Below are 17,219 nucleotides of genomic sequence, written 5' to 3'. Positions count from 1 at the left end.
AGGAGGACAGATGGCTGGACATTCGCCCCATATCGCCGTGCGTGAAGACTGGCTCGCTTTGGAACAGGAGGAGGTTCTTTTCCCTGAGATGCCGATTGTGGACCCTCATCACCATCTGTGGGACCGCCCCGGTTCTCGATACTTGTTCGACGAACTCCTTGCTGACGCCCGGCAGGGCCATAGCGTCCAGGCGACGGTCTTCGTGCAGAGTAGGTCCATGTACAGCGCCGATGAACCCGACGAATTGCTCAAACCCGTGGGGGAGGTCGAATTCGCAAACGGCGTTGCAGCGCGCTCCGCCTCCGGGCTCTATGGATCGTTCAGAGCGTGTGCCGCAATCGTTGGCTCGTGCGATCTGATGGCGGGTGAGCGTATCGAACCAGTGCTTGATCGCATGGCCGCTGCTGGCGGAGAGCGCTTTCGCGGCATCCGCAACCAGACCGCCTGGCATGAAGATCCCGCGATTGCGACCAATCCCGTCCCCCCGGTAAAAGGGCTGCTTTTAGAGCCCGCATTCCGTGAGGGCGCACGCCGACTGGGCGCACGCGGTCTGACGCTCGATGTTTGGGCCTATCACACGCAACTCGCAGAGTTCGAGGATCTTGCGCGTGCCTGCCCGGGTACCACGATCATTCTCGACCACCTTGGTGGCCCGCTTGGGGCTGGCGCCTATAGAGGCAGGCGAGACGAGGTGCTGGCCGTATGGCAGGCTTCCATGGCGAGGATCGCTCATCTACCGAATGTCTCCGTCAAGCTTGGTGGTCTGGCAATGGGGGCAGGCGGGTTCGACTTTCATCTTGCCCATCAGCCGCCATCGTCTGAAGCGCTCGCAGCGGCGTGGGATCCGTACATCTCGTTTGCGATCGAACGCTTTGGCACGCAACGCTGCATGTTCGAGAGCAATTTCCCCGTCGATAAGGGCATGGTGTCGTACCGAGCGTTATGGAACGCCTTTAAACGGCTGACTCAAGGCGCCAGTGCTTCGGAAAAGCAGGACCTTTTCTTCTCGACAGCAGCGCGGATCTACAAGCTCGGCATTGAGCCGGAAGGAGAATTCTGATGTTTTTCGCACCGCCGCCGACGATAGAGACGGAAATCTTTTCCCGCATGCCGGGCCGCTTCCGGAGCCCCCGAAGAACCCGCTGGGCGGACGTAAACCGCTCCGGTATGGCGATCGATTCGTTCCTCGAAGGCCCTTGTTTCGACGGCCATGGCAACCTTTACGTCACTGATATCCCGTTTGGCCGGATATTCCGAATCATGCCCGACGGAGAGTGGGAGCTTGTCAGCGAATATGACGGCTGGCCGAATGGGATGAAGTTCCACAGCGAAGGCAGAATCTACATCACCGATTACAAACGCGGGATCCTGCAGCTTGACGTGGCTACCGGAGCGGTTTCGCCGGTGATCGAAGAATACTTCTCCGAAGGCTTCAAGGGGGTCAACGACCTCGTCTTTGCCGCCAATGGTGACCTCTATTTCACCGACCAGGGGCAAAGCGGACTTCATTCGCCGACCGGCCGGGTGTTTCGTTTGTCTGCGGCAGGGAAGCTCGAATGCGTCTTGTCCGACATTCCCAGCCCCAACGGGATCGTCATTGCCAAAGACATGAGTTATCTCCTCGTCGCGGTTACCCGCGCGCAGCAGATATGGCGGGTGCCGCTCCACGAGGGGATTGCAACCAAGGTGGGGGTCTTTCTCCAACTGCACGGGGGCATGGGCGGGCCTGATGGCCTGGCGCTGTCGGAGGATGGGGAGCTTTTCGTTGCCCATACGGGTTTTGGCTCGATATGGCATGTATCGCGTGTGGCAGAACCCCTGCACCGCATCCGATCATGTGCTGGTATTTCGACAACCAACATGGCCTTCGATCCAAAGGACCGGCACGTGATCTACATCACCGAATCTCAGACCGGCAGTATCTTGCGCGCGAGGTTGCCTGTGCGAGGGGAGGAATTGTGCATGGGTGCGGTTGTAAGCTAACGATACGCTGACCGGATTGATGAAGAAGAGGGTGATTATGGACGACGATTACGAGCAAGGTTTACCTCGGGTGAAAGGCGTGGCTTCCGCCGATCGGCTCCTTACCGTGCTGTCGGCGTTCCGTAGAGGTGACGATGCCCTTGAACTGACACAACTCGCGGAACGGACTGGCCTCGTCAAAAGCACGATCATGCGCTTGTGCGTTTCGCTTCAAAGTTTCGGTTTCATTGAGCGGATGCGGGACGGCCGGTATCGTTTGGGAACGGAAATTGCCAGACTTGGCTCCGTATACCTTCAATCCTATGCGCTTGAATCTGAAGTGATGCCGGTTCTGGAGCGGCTTGTCTCCATCTCGGGCGAGACCGCCTCGTTCTATATCCGGCGCGGCGATCAGCGCCTTTGCCTGTTCCGTCACGACTCGCCGTCGCCGCTCCGCATGCATGTGCGACCAGGTGATCTCAGACCCATGGATGCGTCTTCGATCGCGCAGGTTCTGCGCATGTTCGAGGCGGGCCAGACGGAGAGTCCCAAGGATATTGAGCTGCCCATCTATTCCAACGGGGTGACGGACCCTCACGTTGCTTCGATGGCCGCCCCTGTGTTTGGGGCTGGCCAACGCCTCCTGGGCGCGCTCGCGATCACCGGTCCCGCATCGCGGCTCACTGCTGATAAGGCTGCGGAGGTTGCTCAGCAGTTGAGCAGCTTTGCCGAAGGCCTGACGAAATCACTGGGTGGCGAGTTTTAAAAATGCAACGGCGTTGCATTTATTATTTGCAACGCCGTTTCAAAATGCTAACAAGGTGCTGCTCATCGGGAGGATGGGTACGCGCTCATGATTGTCGTGAACCCTCCGAGAGCTCATTTTCGCTAGGCGAAACTCGTGGAGGAGTTCATGATCAATTTCACAAGACGTCAGTCTTTGGCCTTTGCCGGGATCGGTCTTCTCGCAGCGTCCGGAGGGCCTATGGTGGCCCGGTCGCAAGAGAAGAAGACCATCAAGGTTGCCACACAGTACGGTACAAGCCATCTGGCGACGACTGTCGCGGAAAAGCTTTCGCTCTTCGAAAAGCACGCACAGAGCAATGGTATTGCCGGAACCGAATTTCAGATTCAGCGTGTCAGTGGCTCGACGGTCATCAATGACGGTATTTTCAGCGGCAGCCTTGATATTGGCGCCTATGGCTCAACTGCCCTGATCGCCGCCTGGGCCAAGACCAAGGGCTCCTACGACCTCAAGGGGATCGCGGGATGCAATGAAGCGGTTTTGACTCTGTATACCAACGATCCGTCGATCAAGTCGATCAAGGACATCAAGCCCACGGACCGTATCGCGGTAACTGGCACGACGTCGCCGCAGGCCATCATGTTGCAAATGGCGGCAGAGAAAGAATTCGGCAAGGGGGAAGCCAAACGCTTTGATAAGCAGATGGTCCAGTTGCCGCACCCGGACGCCACGACCGCACTGATATCCGGCAACGGAGTGACACTCTACTTCGCCTCGCCGCCGTTCATCAGCACGCTTGAGGCATCGAAGAAATGCTTCAAAGTCACCGACGGTCGCGACATCATGGGAGGGCCTTACTCTGGCGCGCTCTATGCTTCGACCCAAAAATTCGCTGAGGCCAACCCGGAAGTGCTGACAGCATTTGTCGGTGCGCTGAAGGAAGCGATGGACCTGATCCAGAGCGATCCCCGACAAGCTGGCGAAATCTATATGGCTGCAGAAAAGACGAGTCTGTCAGCAGCCCAGGTTGAAGAGGCCATCCGCGGTCAGGTCTTCACCACCGAGCCAAGCGGGATGCAGAGGTTTGCGGACTTCCTCGCCGGGACCGGCGCGATCAAGCAGGCGCCCGCCAGCTGGCGCGATATGTTCTTTGAGCCTGTCAGTAAGGGGAATGGCAGCTAATGGATATGAACAACCAATTCGCAAACGGCGCTCAGGGCATGGACACATCCTCCCCATTGCTCTCGGTCAACGGTGTTACGCTCCAGTACAAGACCGGTGCAGCCATTCTCACCGCGACCTACAAGGTCAGCTTCAACGTTCAAAAGGATGACCGTTTCATCCTGCTGGGCCCGTCTGGCTGTGGAAAGTCGACACTGTTGAAGAGCGTTGCCGGATTCCTGGCGCCGGTCGAGGGCGACATCAAGCTTGCAGGCAAGCCGGTTAAAGGACCGGGACCCGATCGCATGATGGTGTTTCAGGAGTTCGATCAACTTATGCCGTGGATGACGGTGATCGACAACGTCATGTTCCCGATGCGCCGGGCCGGACGCTTCCCTAAATCCGAGATCCGCGACCGGGCGAGGCGGGTGATCGACAAGGTGGGACTGTCGAAATTCGAGAATTCCTACCCACACATGTTATCCGGCGGCATGAAGCAGCGCGTGGCAATTGCACGTGCTCTGGCAATGGAGCCGGCGATGCTTCTGATGGATGAACCCTTCGCCGCTCTCGATGCCCTGACGCGCCGCCGTATGCAGGAGGAGCTTCTGGAGTTGTGGGACGATGTGCGTTTCACGCTGCTCTTCGTGACGCACTCGATCGAAGAGGCAATCATCGTCGGCTCGCGCATTCTTGTGCTCTCACCGCATCCTGGCCAGGTTCGCGCGGAACTGGACGCGACCGCCTATGGGCATCAGCACCAGGGCGATGCGGACTTCATGGCCTTCAATCGAAAGATCAACCAGATGCTTTTCGGCGATCAGGAGGTTGCTCATGACTAAGGTTCTCACGGCTCCGGCGAGCCTGCCAGCCAGACCCGATCTCGAATATAAGACCCTCGATATCGCACAGATCGGTAGCATCAAGCAGGATGTCGGCTTTTGGGAGGGTCTGTTCAACATCACTGGATTTCGTCGTGCGCTGGTTCTGATCGGGCTGTGCATCATCTGGGAGGCTTACGCCCGTTATCTCGGCAACCCGCTGATGTTTCCGTCTTTTAGTGAGACCATCACGACGCTCTGGGCCGACATCGTTTCCGGGCGGCTGCCTTCAGCGGCAATAACATCCCTCCAGGTTCTTGTAACCGGCTATGCGACCGCGATTGCTCTTGCAGCAGTGATGACAACACTTGCAATCTCGACCCGTTTCGGGACCGATCTGCTGGCGACGCTGACGGCAATGTTTAACCCGCTGCCCGCCATCGCGGTTCTTCCGCTCGCACTTTTATGGTTTGGCCTCGGCACCAGCAGTATTGTCTTCGTGATCGTCCACTCCGTCCTTTGGGCGGTATCGCTCAACACGTTTACGGGTTTTCTTTCCGTCAGTCAGACTCAGAAGATGGCTGGCCGGAACTACGGCCTCGGCGGGCTGCGGATGGTGTTTTTCATCCTCATTCCTGCAGCCTTCCCGTCGATCCTGTCCGGTTTGAAGATTGGCTGGGCGTTCGCTTGGCGCACCCTGATCGCTGCCGAACTTGTCTTCGGTGTTTCAGGAAATGCTGCTGGCCTTGGCTGGTACATTTTCGAAGCCCGGAATGCACTCGAAACCTCCGGCGTGTTTGCTGGCCTGCTGACCGTCATCGTCATCGGCCTCGTGGTTGAAGGACTTGTCTTCCGTACGATCGAGCTTTTGACGGTTCGCAAATGGGGCACCCAGAACGGCTAACGGCAACACAGCAGAGGCTAGCCGGTGCAAAAACAGATTGGTGCCGGCTGCCAGTCTCAGAGAGATCGCGTTGACCTTTTGCCTTGGCCAAAGCCTCGTGATCTTTCCCAATCACCACCGATTTCTAAAAAACGAGGCGCACAAATGAATGCGACTGAAATGACAGACGCGCAGGTTCGAGGCCGAGTCATGGTCACGGGAGCCCAACTGGTCTCCGAAGCCATGCAACTCTTGGCAGACCACCGGCTTGAGCCGATTTTTGCACCCGCCTATTCGACGCCCGATGATCTTGCCGCCATGGCACGGGATAACGAGGTCGATGCGATACTGGTGCGGCAAGGGTCGATCGACCGGTCGGTGATCGCGGCATCGCCGCGGCTGAAGGTTATCGCCAAACATGGCAGTGGCGTCGACAACATCGACCTTGCGGCAGCAACTGAAGTGGGCGTCCCGGTTCTCAGGGCGCTTGCCGCCAATGCCCAGTCGGTGGCGGAACTCGCGATCAGCCTGACGGTTAGCCTGATGAAGGATGTCCTCTCGCTTGATAGTCAGGTGAAGGCTGGCGGTTGGCCGAAAACGAAGTATGTGGGACGCGACCTTGCCGGCGCTGTCTTCGGCGTGGTCGGTTTCGGGGAGATCGGCCAGCGCGCCGCTGCCCTTGCCCGTGGACTTGGGATGAAGGTTATCGCCTATGATCCGTTCGCGGCGGACACGTCCGAGATCACGGTCAGTCGAGACCTCAGCGAGATACTGAAAGCTGCTGATGTTGTCAGCCTGCACTGCCCGCTCATGCCGCAGACACACCATCTCATTAACGCCGAGCGCCTGTCACTGATGAAACAGGATGCCTTTTTGATCAATACGGCTCGTGGGGCGGTGGTGGATCAGGCCGCGCTCGTTACAGCGCTGCAATCGAAGTCGATAGCCGGCGCCGCCCTCGACAGTTTCGAGGAGGAGCCGCCTCCCAGCGACAGCGTGCTTTGGACTTTGCCCAATCTCATCGCTACACCGCATGTCGGCGGCGCGAGCCGCTCGGCCCTGCGCAACATGGCGGTACAGAGTGCCACCCACATCATCGGCGTGCTCGAGGGCAGGGGCTATGACAGCCAGGCTCTTGCCAACAAAAACCTCGCTTCTGCCGCCTGAAATCATCGATACTGAGGAGAAATAGAATGATTGGATTCCGCGTTTGTAAGCGTGAACGCAAGGTCGAGGCGAAATGGGTAGACGCCTTTCGTGCTTTGCCCGTTGCCAATATCAGCGACGTCATGAGCCGCATGACGGCAGGCGGTGCGGCTCTTCGTCCCTACTATACCGGCGGTATGATGGTCGGTCCGGCAGTTACGGTGAAGGCTCGCCCTGGCGACAATCTCATGGTGCACAAGGCGCTTGATATAGCGGAACCCGGTGACATCGTGGTTGTCGATGCTGGCGGTGATATCACCAATGCTATTATCGGGGAGTTGATGGTGGCGCACGCGGTTCAGCGCGGCCTCGGCGGAATCGTTATCAACGGCGCGATCCGCGATAGCGCCGAGCTTTCCGCCGGTACTTTCCCGGTCTTTGCTCTTGGGGTCACTCATCGCGGCCCTTACAAGGATGGGCCAGGCGAAGTGAATGTTCCGATCTCGATTGGCGGGATGGTGATCAACCCCGGCGATCTTGCATGCGGAGATGCGGATGGATTTCTCAGCGTCCATATTGACGACGCGGAAACTGTTTTCGAAGCGGCGGCGAAAAAGCACGCGGCGGAGACGAAGCAGATGGAAGCAATCCGCGCAGGCAAGAACGACCGAGCCTGGGTCGATGCTGCCCTTTCGAAGCTAGGTTGTCTCTCTGCCTAAGAAGCACTAGCCGCCGTACCTTACGGCGGCTACTCTTTGACGGGATGAAAGCACGCATACGTCAGAGCTGTCTGTCGAAGTAGGTGGCCGTCTGCTCATACCCCTTCAAGCGCCGGCTAATGAAAGAGTTTGATCGGGCTTGTAACTGGCCTTTGCTTCAACGATACGGATATTGGGAGATACGGCTTTCAAAGGCACGCTTCCACACGTCTCTACGTCTGAACTAGAGATCAGCGCTATTTGACACTCTCACCTCGACGCTGATTTGGAACACCGCTGGCTAAGGTGACAACTTTTCGAAACATGTGGATCGATGCTTCGGCACACGCAAAGTCCATGACGGCCTTAGAATAGGTCGGTGTCCCTGGTACGCATCTCCTAGCCCATGGAGTGACCTCAGGGCCGGATGTCGAGGTCAGATCACTTGAACACGGTGGGCTTCATCTGATTGCCGTCGTGATAGAAACCTCCCGGTCGCTCGCTTTAGGGAGAACCGCCACGGTCGCACTCGTTCCGACAATAAGGGCGCTGGCATCCGTGTCCTTGTCCAGCCTGACGCGCACCGGTACGCGTTGTGCAAGCCGAACCCAAGTGAAATTCGGCGTGACATTAGCCAAAAGGGTGCTACCCGCTGTTCTCTCGCGATCCTCGATACCCGCCGCGATGCTCTCGACATGGCCCTTCAGCGGATCTTTCATTCCCATAAGCGTAATCTTAACTGGATCGCCGACAGTGATGTGGGACAGTTGGCTCTCATCGAAATATCCCTCGACGCGGATCGTACTGGTAGCGACCAATGCCATCACGCCCTTGCCAGAAGCCACATAATCACCCGGACTCAGTGCAAGATTGGTAATAATACCGTCAGCGGGCGACACAACGTCTGTACGAACGAGATTGAGTTGGGCGAGATTGTAACTCGCCTGCGCCTGTTCATAGGCCGCTTCGGCTTGCTCAAGGGCAAGTTGGGCCTTGTCCACGGATTGTTGCGAAACGGTAGAGCCTTCCTGTAGTCTCCTGTATCGCTCAGCTTCGGTTTTGGCATTATCCAGCGTAGCGGTTGCCTGCGTGACGCTTGCCTTGGCGCTGTCGAGTGCAATCTGGAAGCGCGAGGGATCGACCTTAAGAAGCGTCTGGCCCTTTGTCACTCTCTGATTGTCATGAACGAAAACCGCCGAGACAAGCCCGGTAACATCCGGCGTAATTGTGACGACATTGGCGCGCACATGGCCGTCTCGAGTCCACGGCGTCTCCATGTAGGCGATCCACAATTGCCATCCGAAAAAAATGGCAACGACCGTAATGCCAAGCGTGACGACCAGCCTCATGGAACGGAAAAGAAAGGACTTCATGACGCATACCTTTGAAAGACATCCGCTGTCGCAGCAAAAATCAGCACGAACAATGACAGGTTGAAGAGTGCGGGGTGCCAGACCAGACGATAGACATGCAAGCTAGCAAGACCCTTCTTTGCTAGTCCATGCAGCACGAACGCAAGGATCGACAGCATCAGCAGTTTGGGGAGATAAACTCCGAACAATACGACTTCGCCAAACATGCGCGTCTCCTACTCTGCCGCCATGGGGTTTAAACGGGTCAGGCTTCGAGCACGCGTTCGTTCGAGTATCGGGGGAGAGGCGTGCGGAAACAGGCTGCATCTAAGGTCGGTCAGGGCCGCAAGCATGCGAGGCTTGTCGAATTCATCAAGTGCGTCATCGATGCTCGACAGGATCGCTGGCGAAGGAGCATTCGTAGCATCGTGAACTGTCTTTGACCTAAACCAGATTGCGACACCGGCGAAAATGGGATCGAGCCGTCGCGCTTGCGACGTCGTCATGACAGAAGCTTCTTCGTGCAGAGCGGCTAGTCGCGTCCCAATCCGCAATTCGGTTATCATGTCCAGGTCGCTCAGCGTGGTGCCGGAAGTTGCAGCCCGACGCGGTACAAATTGAGCAAGCCGATCGAGTCCTCGGGCGGCATACCAGGTCGGTGATCTCAAGAAACGACCGTCAGCGATGGCGGTCGCTTCACGCCAACCCAGCTTGGCAATGCGCTGAGCCTTACGCGATGCACCGAGCGAGTGTGTCAGTGCGCTCCACGCGACGGCGAATAGCACGCCCAGCGTCGAGGCCACAGCACCGTCGGCAAATGAAATGAAATCCGAAGAATAGGTTGCCGTCAATGCGATGGTCGATGCGGTACCGACCGTCATGACCATACCCGGGAGCATGAATTGCGGTCGACTCATGATCGTTCCGAACAGTATGAAAGGGAGCGCAAATACCAGCACCAACCCCCAGAACGAGCTGACGCCCGGGAGAATTCCGAACAAGAATATGCCAGCTCCTAGATTGCTGACGGCATTGAAGATCGCCATAGCCTTTAATCCCGGCAGGGGGTTGTCCAACGCTCCGAAAAATGGCCCGGCAATGAGTACCATCAGAGCGAAACCCGCACCGGCCTGCCAGCCCGAATAGAGCCAGAGAAGGCTCGCGATGAAGCCGGACAGCGCGATAGATGCGCCCGTAATCGCAAAGACGACGATGTCGTGATGCCAGCTGGTTTGAACCGAACGCGTAGACTGAAGCTTCACATGGCGGCGCGCCAGGGTGCCGGCTGAAATCTCTCTCAGCAAAACCTGACAATCCTGCGTCATATCGATGAGATGCAAAATATCGACGAGCGTGCTTCTGATCAGCAAGCCATCCCAATCTCGCCGCCCCTCCACGATATGGGTCAGTTGCGCATGCTTCTCGCGAAGACGCGCTGCGGTCTGGTCACTATCTTTCTCGCCTTGATCCTTCGACGAAATCCAGAGCTGGAAGTCCGTAAGGAGATCGGCGAGGTCGACATCGATGGCGCCCCTTTCCCGAAGGATCGCCAGTCGGTCGCCAAATGCGTGTAAAACGATCGGTACAGGCGCTATCCGCTCCTTGAACGCTTTAAGGTGGAACGTCAGGTTCGCCGCAGCGACATCGTAACGAAGGTGAACGATCAGATTATCGAGGGCACCGACATCTGAGGCGAGGCGTTCGCTCTGCTTTAACGCATCGCTGTCGCGGCCGTTTTCGATGACTGCGCCAATCCAACGACAGATATCCTTCAGGAGGTTTTCAGCTGTTTTACGCACCGTTCCTGTGAGGCCGGTAGGAAGCACAACGCTGTTGATGACCGCAGCACAAACGATGCCCAGAATGATTTCCTCGGCGCGGGCAACGCCGGTACCGAAAACGCTGTCAGGAGCATAGATCGAAGGGAACGCGATCAAAGGGACAGTGTAACCGGAAAGCAAAAATGCATAGGATCGGGGAGACCTGTCGAACAATGCCAGGAAGGTCAAAAAGCCGGTCCACAGGCACACGACAAGCACAAACAGGACAGGGGCGTTCGCAAGCTGCAGCGTAAAGAAAACAGCTACGCTTGCCCCAACTACTGTTCCTGCCGCCCGGAATGCCGTCTTCGACTGCGTAACGCTAGCCAGCGGATTGGCGACAATGTACACAGTGGCCATAGCCCAATATGGGCGGGGGAGCCCTGCCGCAAGAGCGATGTAAAGGGCGGCCATGGACGCTGCGAAGGTCTTTATTGAAAAGATCCATTCGGTCAACGTCGGGAACGCGATGCGTGCTCTCATGTCGCGTTGTCCGCGAACATTTCGTCCAGTACTCCATCATCGACGAAGGTGGACATCGTACGGATCACCCTTAGTGCGGCAATAAGATCATCCCGACTATGGGCTCGCAGCACCTCGGCCCGGATTTTCGTCAGATGGGTTTCGACTCGCAGTCGTAGCTTCCGACCCTCATCCGTGAGCCAAAGCATCTTGGCTCGTCGGTCGCCGGGGTCTTCTTGCCTTTCGATAAGCTTCTGCTCGGCAAGCAAATCCAGAAGGCGAACGAGAGCTGGGCCTTCGACCCCGATTTCTTCTGCGACCGCGTTCTGCCGGACACCCTCTCCCAACCTGCCGATGGTGATCAAAGGGAAGATCGAAGCTTCAGATAGGCTTCCTGGTGGGTACCCACACTCGCGACACAGCATGTCTGCAAGCTTGCGCCCGAGCTTGCGCAACTGCCGCTCTGCACGCGGCAGGGAACTGGTCACTAAAAATCTAAGCTCATCATCGGTCATATGTTTATAGATAATATGTTATCTAATTCAGTCAAGTGCCCATCCGGGATCATCATGGAGAATTTTTCAAGCGTACCAGGCCTAGCGAAGATGAGACCTCAAAGGTGGCTCAGGTGTGAGAGCTGGACACAACCCACCACGCGATGAATATCGGACTGCGGGACGCGCAAGCGTAACGGTTCCGTTCAGGAGCTAGGGAAGTTTGGTCCTCGCTGTACGTTACCTCAGACTGCGTGCCCCGCTGGGAGCGTCATCCGAGTGACGCATGGGTATTCGCTCATAAAAATATACGCTCTTTGTCCGGGTTGTGGGAGAAGAACGCGGCTGATTAACAGTCCTTCAATGTGACAAAAGCGGAGTGGTACTTCCGCTCCACGGCGCCATTCAGGGTGAAGGTCTGTTGTCAGGCGCAGCGAAGCGGAGCCGGATGCATCGAAACTGCTCAGTTCGGCTGCCTCGAAGATGAAAGACCGTTTCACCGTTGGATAAAGCGCCTTGAACAGGCTTTCCTTGGCTGAAAAAATCAGCCCGGTCATGAAGGGATCGACATCGTTGCCGAGATTATAGCGCTCATTTGCGGTCAAGGCCTGCGGGGCGATATCGTGGGCTTCCTCCTCGGTCAGTAGCTTTTCGATATCGATGCCGACGCCGCGAAAACGCAGGGAAGAGCTTACGAGGGCAATCGCCTGTCCTTGGCTATGGGAGATCGCGCCGATGACGCCTTCGGGCCAGATGGGGGCACGATCCTCACCCATGCCGGGAAAGATGGTGCGGCCGATTATGCGGCGCGTGCCCTCCGCCGCGCATCTGCGCCCGGCAATGAATTCCGCCTTGCGTCTTTGCGTGGCGTTTGAAAGCTGGAGCGGCAAGGAGGGAACCTCGCCGCCGCCGTCTTCGGCGCTGTAACGAAGGGTGAGGCAATGGCAATCGTGTCTGTCGTCTGGCCAGGGCCAGATTGCTTCCGGCGAAGCACCGGGCGCGGCTTCGCGATGAAACGCTGTAGCGACGGACATTTTCTTTTCCCTCAATGAAACGCCTCGAATTTAAGCCGCAAGCGTGGCGCCGCCATCAACCACGATCTGCTGCATCGTCACATGGCCGGCCTGATCGGAGGCGAGAAACAGCACGGTATCGGCAATGTCGTCAGGCCTTGCGATCTTGCCCAACGGAATGCCGAGTTTGAACTGTTCGGGAAGACCGGCAACCAGCCGTTCCTTGCCGGCGGGATCGCTCAACATGCCCGCCAGCATGGGCGTATCGGTGGAGCCGGGTGAAACGACATTGCAGCGCACGCCATAGGGAGCGAGCTCAAGGGCGGCGCAGTGGCTAAGGCTGACCAGCGCGGCCTTGGACGCGCAATAGGCCATCATGCCGATGCGCGGCACGACAGCGGCGTTGGAGCCGACATTGACGATCGCGCCACGCCGCTGGCGCTTGAAGGTGCCGCTCCACTGCCGCAGCATATGGAACGGCCCGGCGGCGTTGACATCCATGCAAGCCTTCCAGTCCTCAGGTGTGAGGCTTTCACTGTCCCCCAACCGCAAGATGCCAGCGGCGTTGACCAGAATATCGAGCCCACCCCATTCGCTTTCGATTGCCTTGCAGGTCGTCTCCACCTCCGTCGCATGGGTGATGTCGAGGGCGATCTGACGGAAGGGCGCTTCGGCCGTTTCCGCCAGAAGATCGAGGCCGATGACGTCGGCCCCTTCCTCGATGAAACGTTCGGCGATGCGGCGGCCGATACCCTGCGCCGTGCCCGTCACCAGCACGCGCCGCCCGATAAATCTCTGTAGTCTCATCTTGTCCGTCCGCTCAGGCCGCCAGCCGCTTTTGGTCGATCAACGCCCACCAGGCGGACAGTGTGGGCACACGTGCCAGTTCATCGAAGCCGACTGTCACGCCACGCTCCTTAAGTTCGCCTGCAAGTTTCATCACCTGCAGGGAATCCAGGCCGTAGAAGATGAGGTTCTCATCAGGGTCGATTTCGCTTTCGTCTTCCACCATTTGCAGGACGCGTGCTTTCAGCCATTCACTGATATTCCCTGCCTCTCCAGCGCCGACAACGGTTGCGGTATCGATCACCACCCCGCAGCGTGTCGCTACATATTGCAGCGCCATGCGATGCTCCGCCTCTGAAAAATCGGCAACGCCGTCACCAATCATGAAGGGCTGAATATCTTTCATGAAGGCTTCCGCCGCTGTCATCATGCAGCCGATATGGGCGTAGACGCCGCCGATAATGATCTGATCGCGGCCCCATTCCTTCATTCGCTCGGCAAGATCGGACCGCTGAAATGCGCTGTATCGCCACTTGGTCAGCACGACGTCGTCCGGTGTAGGCGCAAGCTTATCCACTACCTTCTGCAATTCGGGATCGACCACGGTAAGCCCTGGTCCCCACATGTCGTTCAGCAGCGCGCGATCGCCGGGCGGTTGGTTATGGGGCTGGGCGGTATAGATGACCGGTACGCCGTTCTGAACGGCCCATGCCTTCACCTTGGCGAGATTATCGATGAGGGTGGTCATCAGCTTGCCGTCGGCCTCGTAGAACCGAAGGAAGTAACGCTGCATGTCGTGGACGAGGAGCACGGCGCGTTTCGCATCGGGCTTCCATTGTGTCTTGTTGGCCGGAAAGCTCGCGGCGACCGGCATCGGATAGTCGGAAATGGTGGGGATTGTCATGATGACCTCGGTTTGTGCTGCGCTAAGGTGCGCTTGATCTTTGGTTTCGGGACGCTCTTTTGAACGTCCCTTTTGCTTTGCGCTGTGTCTCAGGCGCTGATGGCGACGGGTGTCGCAAGCAGGTCGCGCAGGCGCTTCTTGTCGATCTTTCCGACGGCAGTCAGCGGCATGGCGTCAATGAAGCGCACGCGGTCCGGTAGCTTGTAATCTGCGACGCCGAGACCAGCGAGATGCTGGCGGATGGCCGGCGCCTTAAGAGCGGGATTGCGCGAAACGACGAAGACGCAACTCTTCTCGCCGAGAAGTTCGTCCTGCATCGCCACAAGGGCGGCATGGGTGACATCCGGGTGCCGAAGAATGAGGTTTTCAACCTCTTCCGAAGCGACCTTTTCGCCGCCGCGGTTGATCTGGTCCTTTACCCGGCCCACGACCCGGAGATAACCTTCGGGCGTGCGCTGCACGACATCGCCGGAATAATAGAAGCCGTCCCTGTCAAAGACCCTGTCATTGTGTTCAGGTGCGCGGTAATAGCCGCGAAACGTATAGGGGCCGCGGGTCGCCAGCATGCCGGCCTCGCCCTCGGGCAGGTCATTGCCGTCTTCGTCAACGATGCGGATTTCGTCATCGGGGCTGATCGGCCTGCCTTGCGTGGTGAAGACGAGATGCTCGGGGTCACCGGCGCGGGTGTAATTCACCAGACCTTCCGCCATGCCGAACACCTGCTGAAGGTTGCAGCCCAGCACCTCCGGCACCTGACGAGCAAGCGCCTCGGCGAAGCTTGCGCCGCCGACCTGCAAGAGCTTCAGAGATTTCAGCCGTCCAACATGGGCGGGAGCGGCCTGCAGCCATAGCGCGACTGCAGGCGGCACCAGCGGCACGATGTCGATACTGTGCTTTTCGATCAGATCGAAGCAGGCCAGGGGCTCCGGGTTTGCGGCGAGAACGACGGTGCCGCCTGCGTGAAAGACGCCGAGCGCACCGGGCGAACTCATCGGATAATTATGCGCGACCGGAATGGCGCAGAGGAAGCGGGTCTGCGGTGATAACTTGCAAATCTCGGCACTGGCACGGATGCTGTAATCATAGTCGTTATGCGTGCGCGGAATGAGCTTCGGCGTTCCCGTGCTGCCGCCGGAAAGCTGGAACAGCGCCACCTCGTCGGCTGCCGAAGGTGCGAAAGCGGGCGGATTGTCCGGCGGCTCGGCCATCATCCGTTCCAGGCTTCGCTCGGGATCGGTCTTCCCAAGCAGCAGGGTGAGGGCAAGCCGAGGGGAGGCGAGTTTTAGCGCATCCAGAAACGCGTCGTCGGTGAAAAGCTCGTGCGCGCGGGAGGCAATCACCAGTTTTGGCGCGATCTGTTCGGCATAGGCGGTCATTTCCAGCCGGCGATGGCTGAAGATTGCATTGACGGGAGCGGCGCCGATTTTCATCAGCGCGAAAAAGACGATGTAGAACTCGGCGACATTGGGCAATTGCACCAGCGCCGTGTCGCCCCTGCCGATGCCGGCCACGGAAAGATGACCGGCGAGGTTCGAGGATTGCCGATCCAGATCGGCATAGGTGAAGCGGCGATCGCCACAGATCAGTGCGGTGCTATAGGGATGACGCGCCGCCTGTTCAGTCAGAATGGCGCTCAGCGGCCGGTCGATCCAGTAGCCGCGTTCGCGGTATCGGCGAACGAAAGAATTGGGCCAGCGTTGGAATTCGATTGTCATGATATGTCCCTGGGAAAAATCAGGCAGAAAGACCGCAAGCGTTCAGCATGGTCTTGAGCTTCGTCTGTACCTCGGCCCATTCGGCATCGGGCTGCGAGGCCTCGACGATCCCGGCGCCTGCGAAGAGCCGCACGGTTTGCCGCTGCACGGTGCCGCAGCGGATCGTCACCACCCATTCGCCGTTGCCCTGTGCATCCGTCCAACCGACCATGCCGGTGAACAGGCCGCGCTCGAAGGGCTCGACAAAGCGGATCAGGCGACGGGCGCGCTCGGTTGGGAAACCGCACACCGCTGGCGTCGGGTGCAGTAGGCACGCCAGTTGCAACGCATTGGTATCGGGATATGCGAGACGGCCTTCGATGCGGGTGGAAAGATGCCACAGTGCCGCCGTGCTGATGAGCGACGGCTTTTCGGGCACATCGAGTTCGGCGCAGACCGGTGAGAGCAGAGAACGGATATCCTCGATAACCAGGCTGTGCTCGTAGTGGTCCTTTTCGGAGACCAAGAGCCGATCCGCATTCGCCTTGTCCGCCGTCGGATCAACCATGCGCTTTGCCGATCCCGCCAGCGGGTTGGAGGTGATCTTGTCGCCCTGCTTACGAATGAGCAATTCCGGGCTGACGCCGATCAGATCGCCGCCATCGGGCAGCGGAATGCGGAACTGGTAGCCTTCGCGGTTCTGCTTGGCGAGGTTCGCCAGCAGTCCCTCGACATTCACCTCGGATGCGAAGGTCAGTTCGCGCATGACGGAGAGTACCGCCTTGCGCACATCGGAATGGCGGAAGTTGACGATAGCGTGTTCGACCGCGCGCTTGAAACCGCTCTCGTCCGGCAGGCTGCTCTGGCCCACAAGCGCTGGCATACCTGAATCGGTAACAGTCTTCACTGTCGCCCCGAAATTCCACTCATAGTTGTGCGGCACGTAAAGGCATGACGCCTCACCGACATCGAAGGGGATTGCGCCGATGGCGATCGGGTTCTCCTGTCCAGCTTTGCGCGCACGCTCGAAAGCCCTGGTCAACGTCTCTTGCAGCGGGCTCTGCGCGCTCTCGCCGTCGCGTGCAGGAATGGAGATTCTTTCACGGACACCCTTGGCGCGTAATTGGCCGCTGCCCGAGGTAAATAGAAATTCTTTCGTAAAATCAGAGACGTCGTCGGAATCGACATCATTCGTCCTGAGCGCTCCCGTTTTCATGGGGTGCCTCCTATGTGGTGGTTGACGATGGCTTATACTTGAGTATGTTGATCATGTTTTGT

Annotated in this window: 17 protein-coding genes; 8 read left to right on the top strand and 9 right to left on the bottom strand. The window is 58.2% G+C overall.

From position 1 onward, the window contains the following. Positions 1–10 precede the first annotated feature (10 nt). The 8 genes from QE435_RS03585 (at position 11) to QE435_RS03550 (ending at position 7,437) form a co-directional block, all read left to right on the top strand. Positions 11–1,060, top strand: a complete 1,050-nt coding sequence (locus QE435_RS03585) for an amidohydrolase family protein (protein WP_349040284.1) — start codon at positions 11–13, stop codon at positions 1,058–1,060. Further along, entirely contained in the window at positions 1,057–1,983 is a 927-nt protein-coding gene (locus QE435_RS03580) for an SMP-30/gluconolactonase/LRE family protein (RefSeq protein ID WP_349041125.1), read from the top strand. The genes QE435_RS03585 and QE435_RS03580 overlap by 4 nt, the downstream gene beginning before the upstream one ends. Positions 1,984–2,020: 37 nt before the next feature. Then, positions 2,021–2,728 carry an IclR family transcriptional regulator gene (locus tag QE435_RS03575; RefSeq protein WP_306929356.1) on the top strand — a complete coding sequence of 236 codons (708 nt, stop codon included), beginning with the start codon at positions 2,021–2,023 and terminating at the stop codon, positions 2,726–2,728. A 147-nt stretch (positions 2,729–2,875) separates the two neighbouring features. Further along, the gene (locus tag QE435_RS03570) at positions 2,876–3,889 is read left to right on the top strand and encodes an ABC transporter substrate-binding protein (protein WP_349040283.1); all 1,014 of its coding nucleotides are present in this window, start codon (positions 2,876–2,878) and stop codon (positions 3,887–3,889) included. Continuing rightward, on the top strand, positions 3,889–4,710 hold the full coding sequence (locus tag QE435_RS03565) for an ABC transporter ATP-binding protein (protein WP_349040282.1): 822 nt from the start codon (positions 3,889–3,891) through the stop codon (positions 4,708–4,710). Before QE435_RS03570 ends, QE435_RS03565 begins: the two co-directional genes overlap by 1 nt. Next, complete coding sequence (locus QE435_RS03560) at positions 4,703–5,593, top strand: ABC transporter permease (protein WP_306929360.1); 891 nt, start codon at positions 4,703–4,705, stop codon at positions 5,591–5,593. The genes QE435_RS03565 and QE435_RS03560 overlap by 8 nt, the downstream gene beginning before the upstream one ends. A gap of 144 nt (positions 5,594–5,737) precedes the next feature. Then, positions 5,738–6,739: a hydroxyacid dehydrogenase gene (locus QE435_RS03555; RefSeq protein WP_349040281.1), complete on the top strand. Its 1,002-nt coding sequence runs from the start codon at positions 5,738–5,740 to the stop codon at positions 6,737–6,739. Between the two features lie 26 nt (positions 6,740–6,765). Further along, positions 6,766–7,437, top strand: a complete 672-nt coding sequence (locus QE435_RS03550; protein ID WP_349040280.1) for an RraA family protein — start codon at positions 6,766–6,768, stop codon at positions 7,435–7,437. 440 nt (positions 7,438–7,877) lie between these two features. Here the strand turns inward: QE435_RS03550 and QE435_RS03545 are convergent, their stop codons facing one another. The 9 genes from QE435_RS03545 to QE435_RS03505 form a co-directional block, all read right to left on the bottom strand. Then, positions 7,878–8,789 (bottom strand): HlyD family secretion protein, encoded by a 912-nt coding sequence (locus QE435_RS03545; protein ID WP_349040279.1) that lies wholly within the window; start codon positions 8,787–8,789, stop codon positions 7,878–7,880. Continuing rightward, positions 8,786–8,995, bottom strand: a complete 210-nt coding sequence (locus QE435_RS03540) for a DUF1656 domain-containing protein (protein WP_306929373.1) — start codon at positions 8,993–8,995, stop codon at positions 8,786–8,788. Before QE435_RS03540 ends, QE435_RS03545 begins: the two co-directional genes overlap by 4 nt. A gap of 9 nt (positions 8,996–9,004) precedes the next feature. Beyond that, positions 9,005–11,071, bottom strand: a complete 2,067-nt coding sequence (locus QE435_RS03535) for an FUSC family protein (RefSeq protein WP_349040278.1) — start codon at positions 11,069–11,071, stop codon at positions 9,005–9,007. Beyond that, positions 11,068–11,538, bottom strand: a complete 471-nt coding sequence (locus tag QE435_RS03530) for a MarR family transcriptional regulator (protein ID WP_349040277.1) — start codon at positions 11,536–11,538, stop codon at positions 11,068–11,070. Before QE435_RS03530 ends, QE435_RS03535 begins: the two co-directional genes overlap by 4 nt. A 251-nt stretch (positions 11,539–11,789) precedes the next feature. Beyond that, a complete protein-coding gene (locus QE435_RS03525) occupies positions 11,790–12,578 on the bottom strand; it encodes a 4'-phosphopantetheinyl transferase superfamily protein (RefSeq protein WP_349040276.1) in 789 nt (262 codons plus the stop codon). 30 nt (positions 12,579–12,608) lie between these two features. Beyond that, a complete protein-coding gene (gene dhbA / locus QE435_RS03520) occupies positions 12,609–13,364 on the bottom strand; it encodes a 2,3-dihydro-2,3-dihydroxybenzoate dehydrogenase (protein WP_349040275.1) in 756 nt (251 codons plus the stop codon). Between the two features lie 13 nt (positions 13,365–13,377). Then, positions 13,378–14,247: an isochorismatase family protein gene (locus tag QE435_RS03515; protein ID WP_349040274.1), complete on the bottom strand. Its 870-nt coding sequence runs from the start codon at positions 14,245–14,247 to the stop codon at positions 13,378–13,380. Between the two features lie 89 nt (positions 14,248–14,336). After that, positions 14,337–15,962, bottom strand: a complete 1,626-nt coding sequence (locus QE435_RS03510) for a (2,3-dihydroxybenzoyl)adenylate synthase (RefSeq protein ID WP_349040273.1) — start codon at positions 15,960–15,962, stop codon at positions 14,337–14,339. A 19-nt stretch (positions 15,963–15,981) separates the two neighbouring features. Continuing rightward, positions 15,982–17,157, bottom strand: a complete 1,176-nt coding sequence (locus QE435_RS03505) for an isochorismate synthase MenF (RefSeq protein WP_349040272.1) — start codon at positions 17,155–17,157, stop codon at positions 15,982–15,984. Between the last annotated feature and the right edge of the window lie 62 nt (positions 17,158–17,219).

It is taken from the genome of Agrobacterium sp. SORGH_AS 787, from assembly GCF_030819035.1.
Lineage (GTDB): Bacteria > Pseudomonadota > Alphaproteobacteria > Rhizobiales > Rhizobiaceae > Agrobacterium > Agrobacterium larrymoorei_B.
This window is presented reverse-complemented; position numbering and strand designations above follow the sequence as displayed.

Excerpts from the sequence above, each read along its gene's own strand:
- QE435_RS03585 (WP_349040284.1), top strand. The coding sequence starts at position 11 with ATGGCTGGACATTCGCCCCATATCGCCGTGCGTGAAGACTGGCTCGCT.
- QE435_RS03575 (WP_306929356.1), top strand. The coding sequence starts at position 2,021 with ATGGACGACGATTACGAGCAAGGTTTACCTCGGGTGAAAGGCGTGGCT.
- QE435_RS03570 (WP_349040283.1), top strand. The coding sequence starts at position 2,876 with ATGATCAATTTCACAAGACGTCAGTCTTTGGCCTTTGCCGGGATCGGT.
- QE435_RS03565 (WP_349040282.1), top strand. The coding sequence starts at position 3,889 with ATGGATATGAACAACCAATTCGCAAACGGCGCTCAGGGCATGGACACA.
- QE435_RS03560 (WP_306929360.1), top strand. The coding sequence starts at position 4,703 with ATGACTAAGGTTCTCACGGCTCCGGCGAGCCTGCCAGCCAGACCCGAT.
- QE435_RS03555 (WP_349040281.1), top strand. The coding sequence starts at position 5,738 with ATGAATGCGACTGAAATGACAGACGCGCAGGTTCGAGGCCGAGTCATG.
- QE435_RS03550 (WP_349040280.1), top strand. The coding sequence starts at position 6,766 with ATGATTGGATTCCGCGTTTGTAAGCGTGAACGCAAGGTCGAGGCGAAA.
- QE435_RS03545 (WP_349040279.1), bottom strand. The coding sequence starts at position 8,789 with ATGAAGTCCTTTCTTTTCCGTTCCATGAGGCTGGTCGTCACGCTTGGC.
- QE435_RS03540 (WP_306929373.1), bottom strand. The coding sequence starts at position 8,995 with ATGTTTGGCGAAGTCGTATTGTTCGGAGTTTATCTCCCCAAACTGCTG.
- QE435_RS03535 (WP_349040278.1), bottom strand. The coding sequence starts at position 11,071 with ATGAGAGCACGCATCGCGTTCCCGACGTTGACCGAATGGATCTTTTCA.
- QE435_RS03525 (WP_349040276.1), bottom strand. The coding sequence starts at position 12,578 with ATGTCCGTCGCTACAGCGTTTCATCGCGAAGCCGCGCCCGGTGCTTCG.
- dhbA (WP_349040275.1), bottom strand. The coding sequence starts at position 13,364 with ATGAGACTACAGAGATTTATCGGGCGGCGCGTGCTGGTGACGGGCACG.
- QE435_RS03515 (WP_349040274.1), bottom strand. The coding sequence starts at position 14,247 with ATGACAATCCCCACCATTTCCGACTATCCGATGCCGGTCGCCGCGAGC.
- QE435_RS03510 (WP_349040273.1), bottom strand. The coding sequence starts at position 15,962 with ATGACAATCGAATTCCAACGCTGGCCCAATTCTTTCGTTCGCCGATAC.
- QE435_RS03505 (WP_349040272.1), bottom strand. The coding sequence starts at position 17,157 with ATGAAAACGGGAGCGCTCAGGACGAATGATGTCGATTCCGACGACGTC.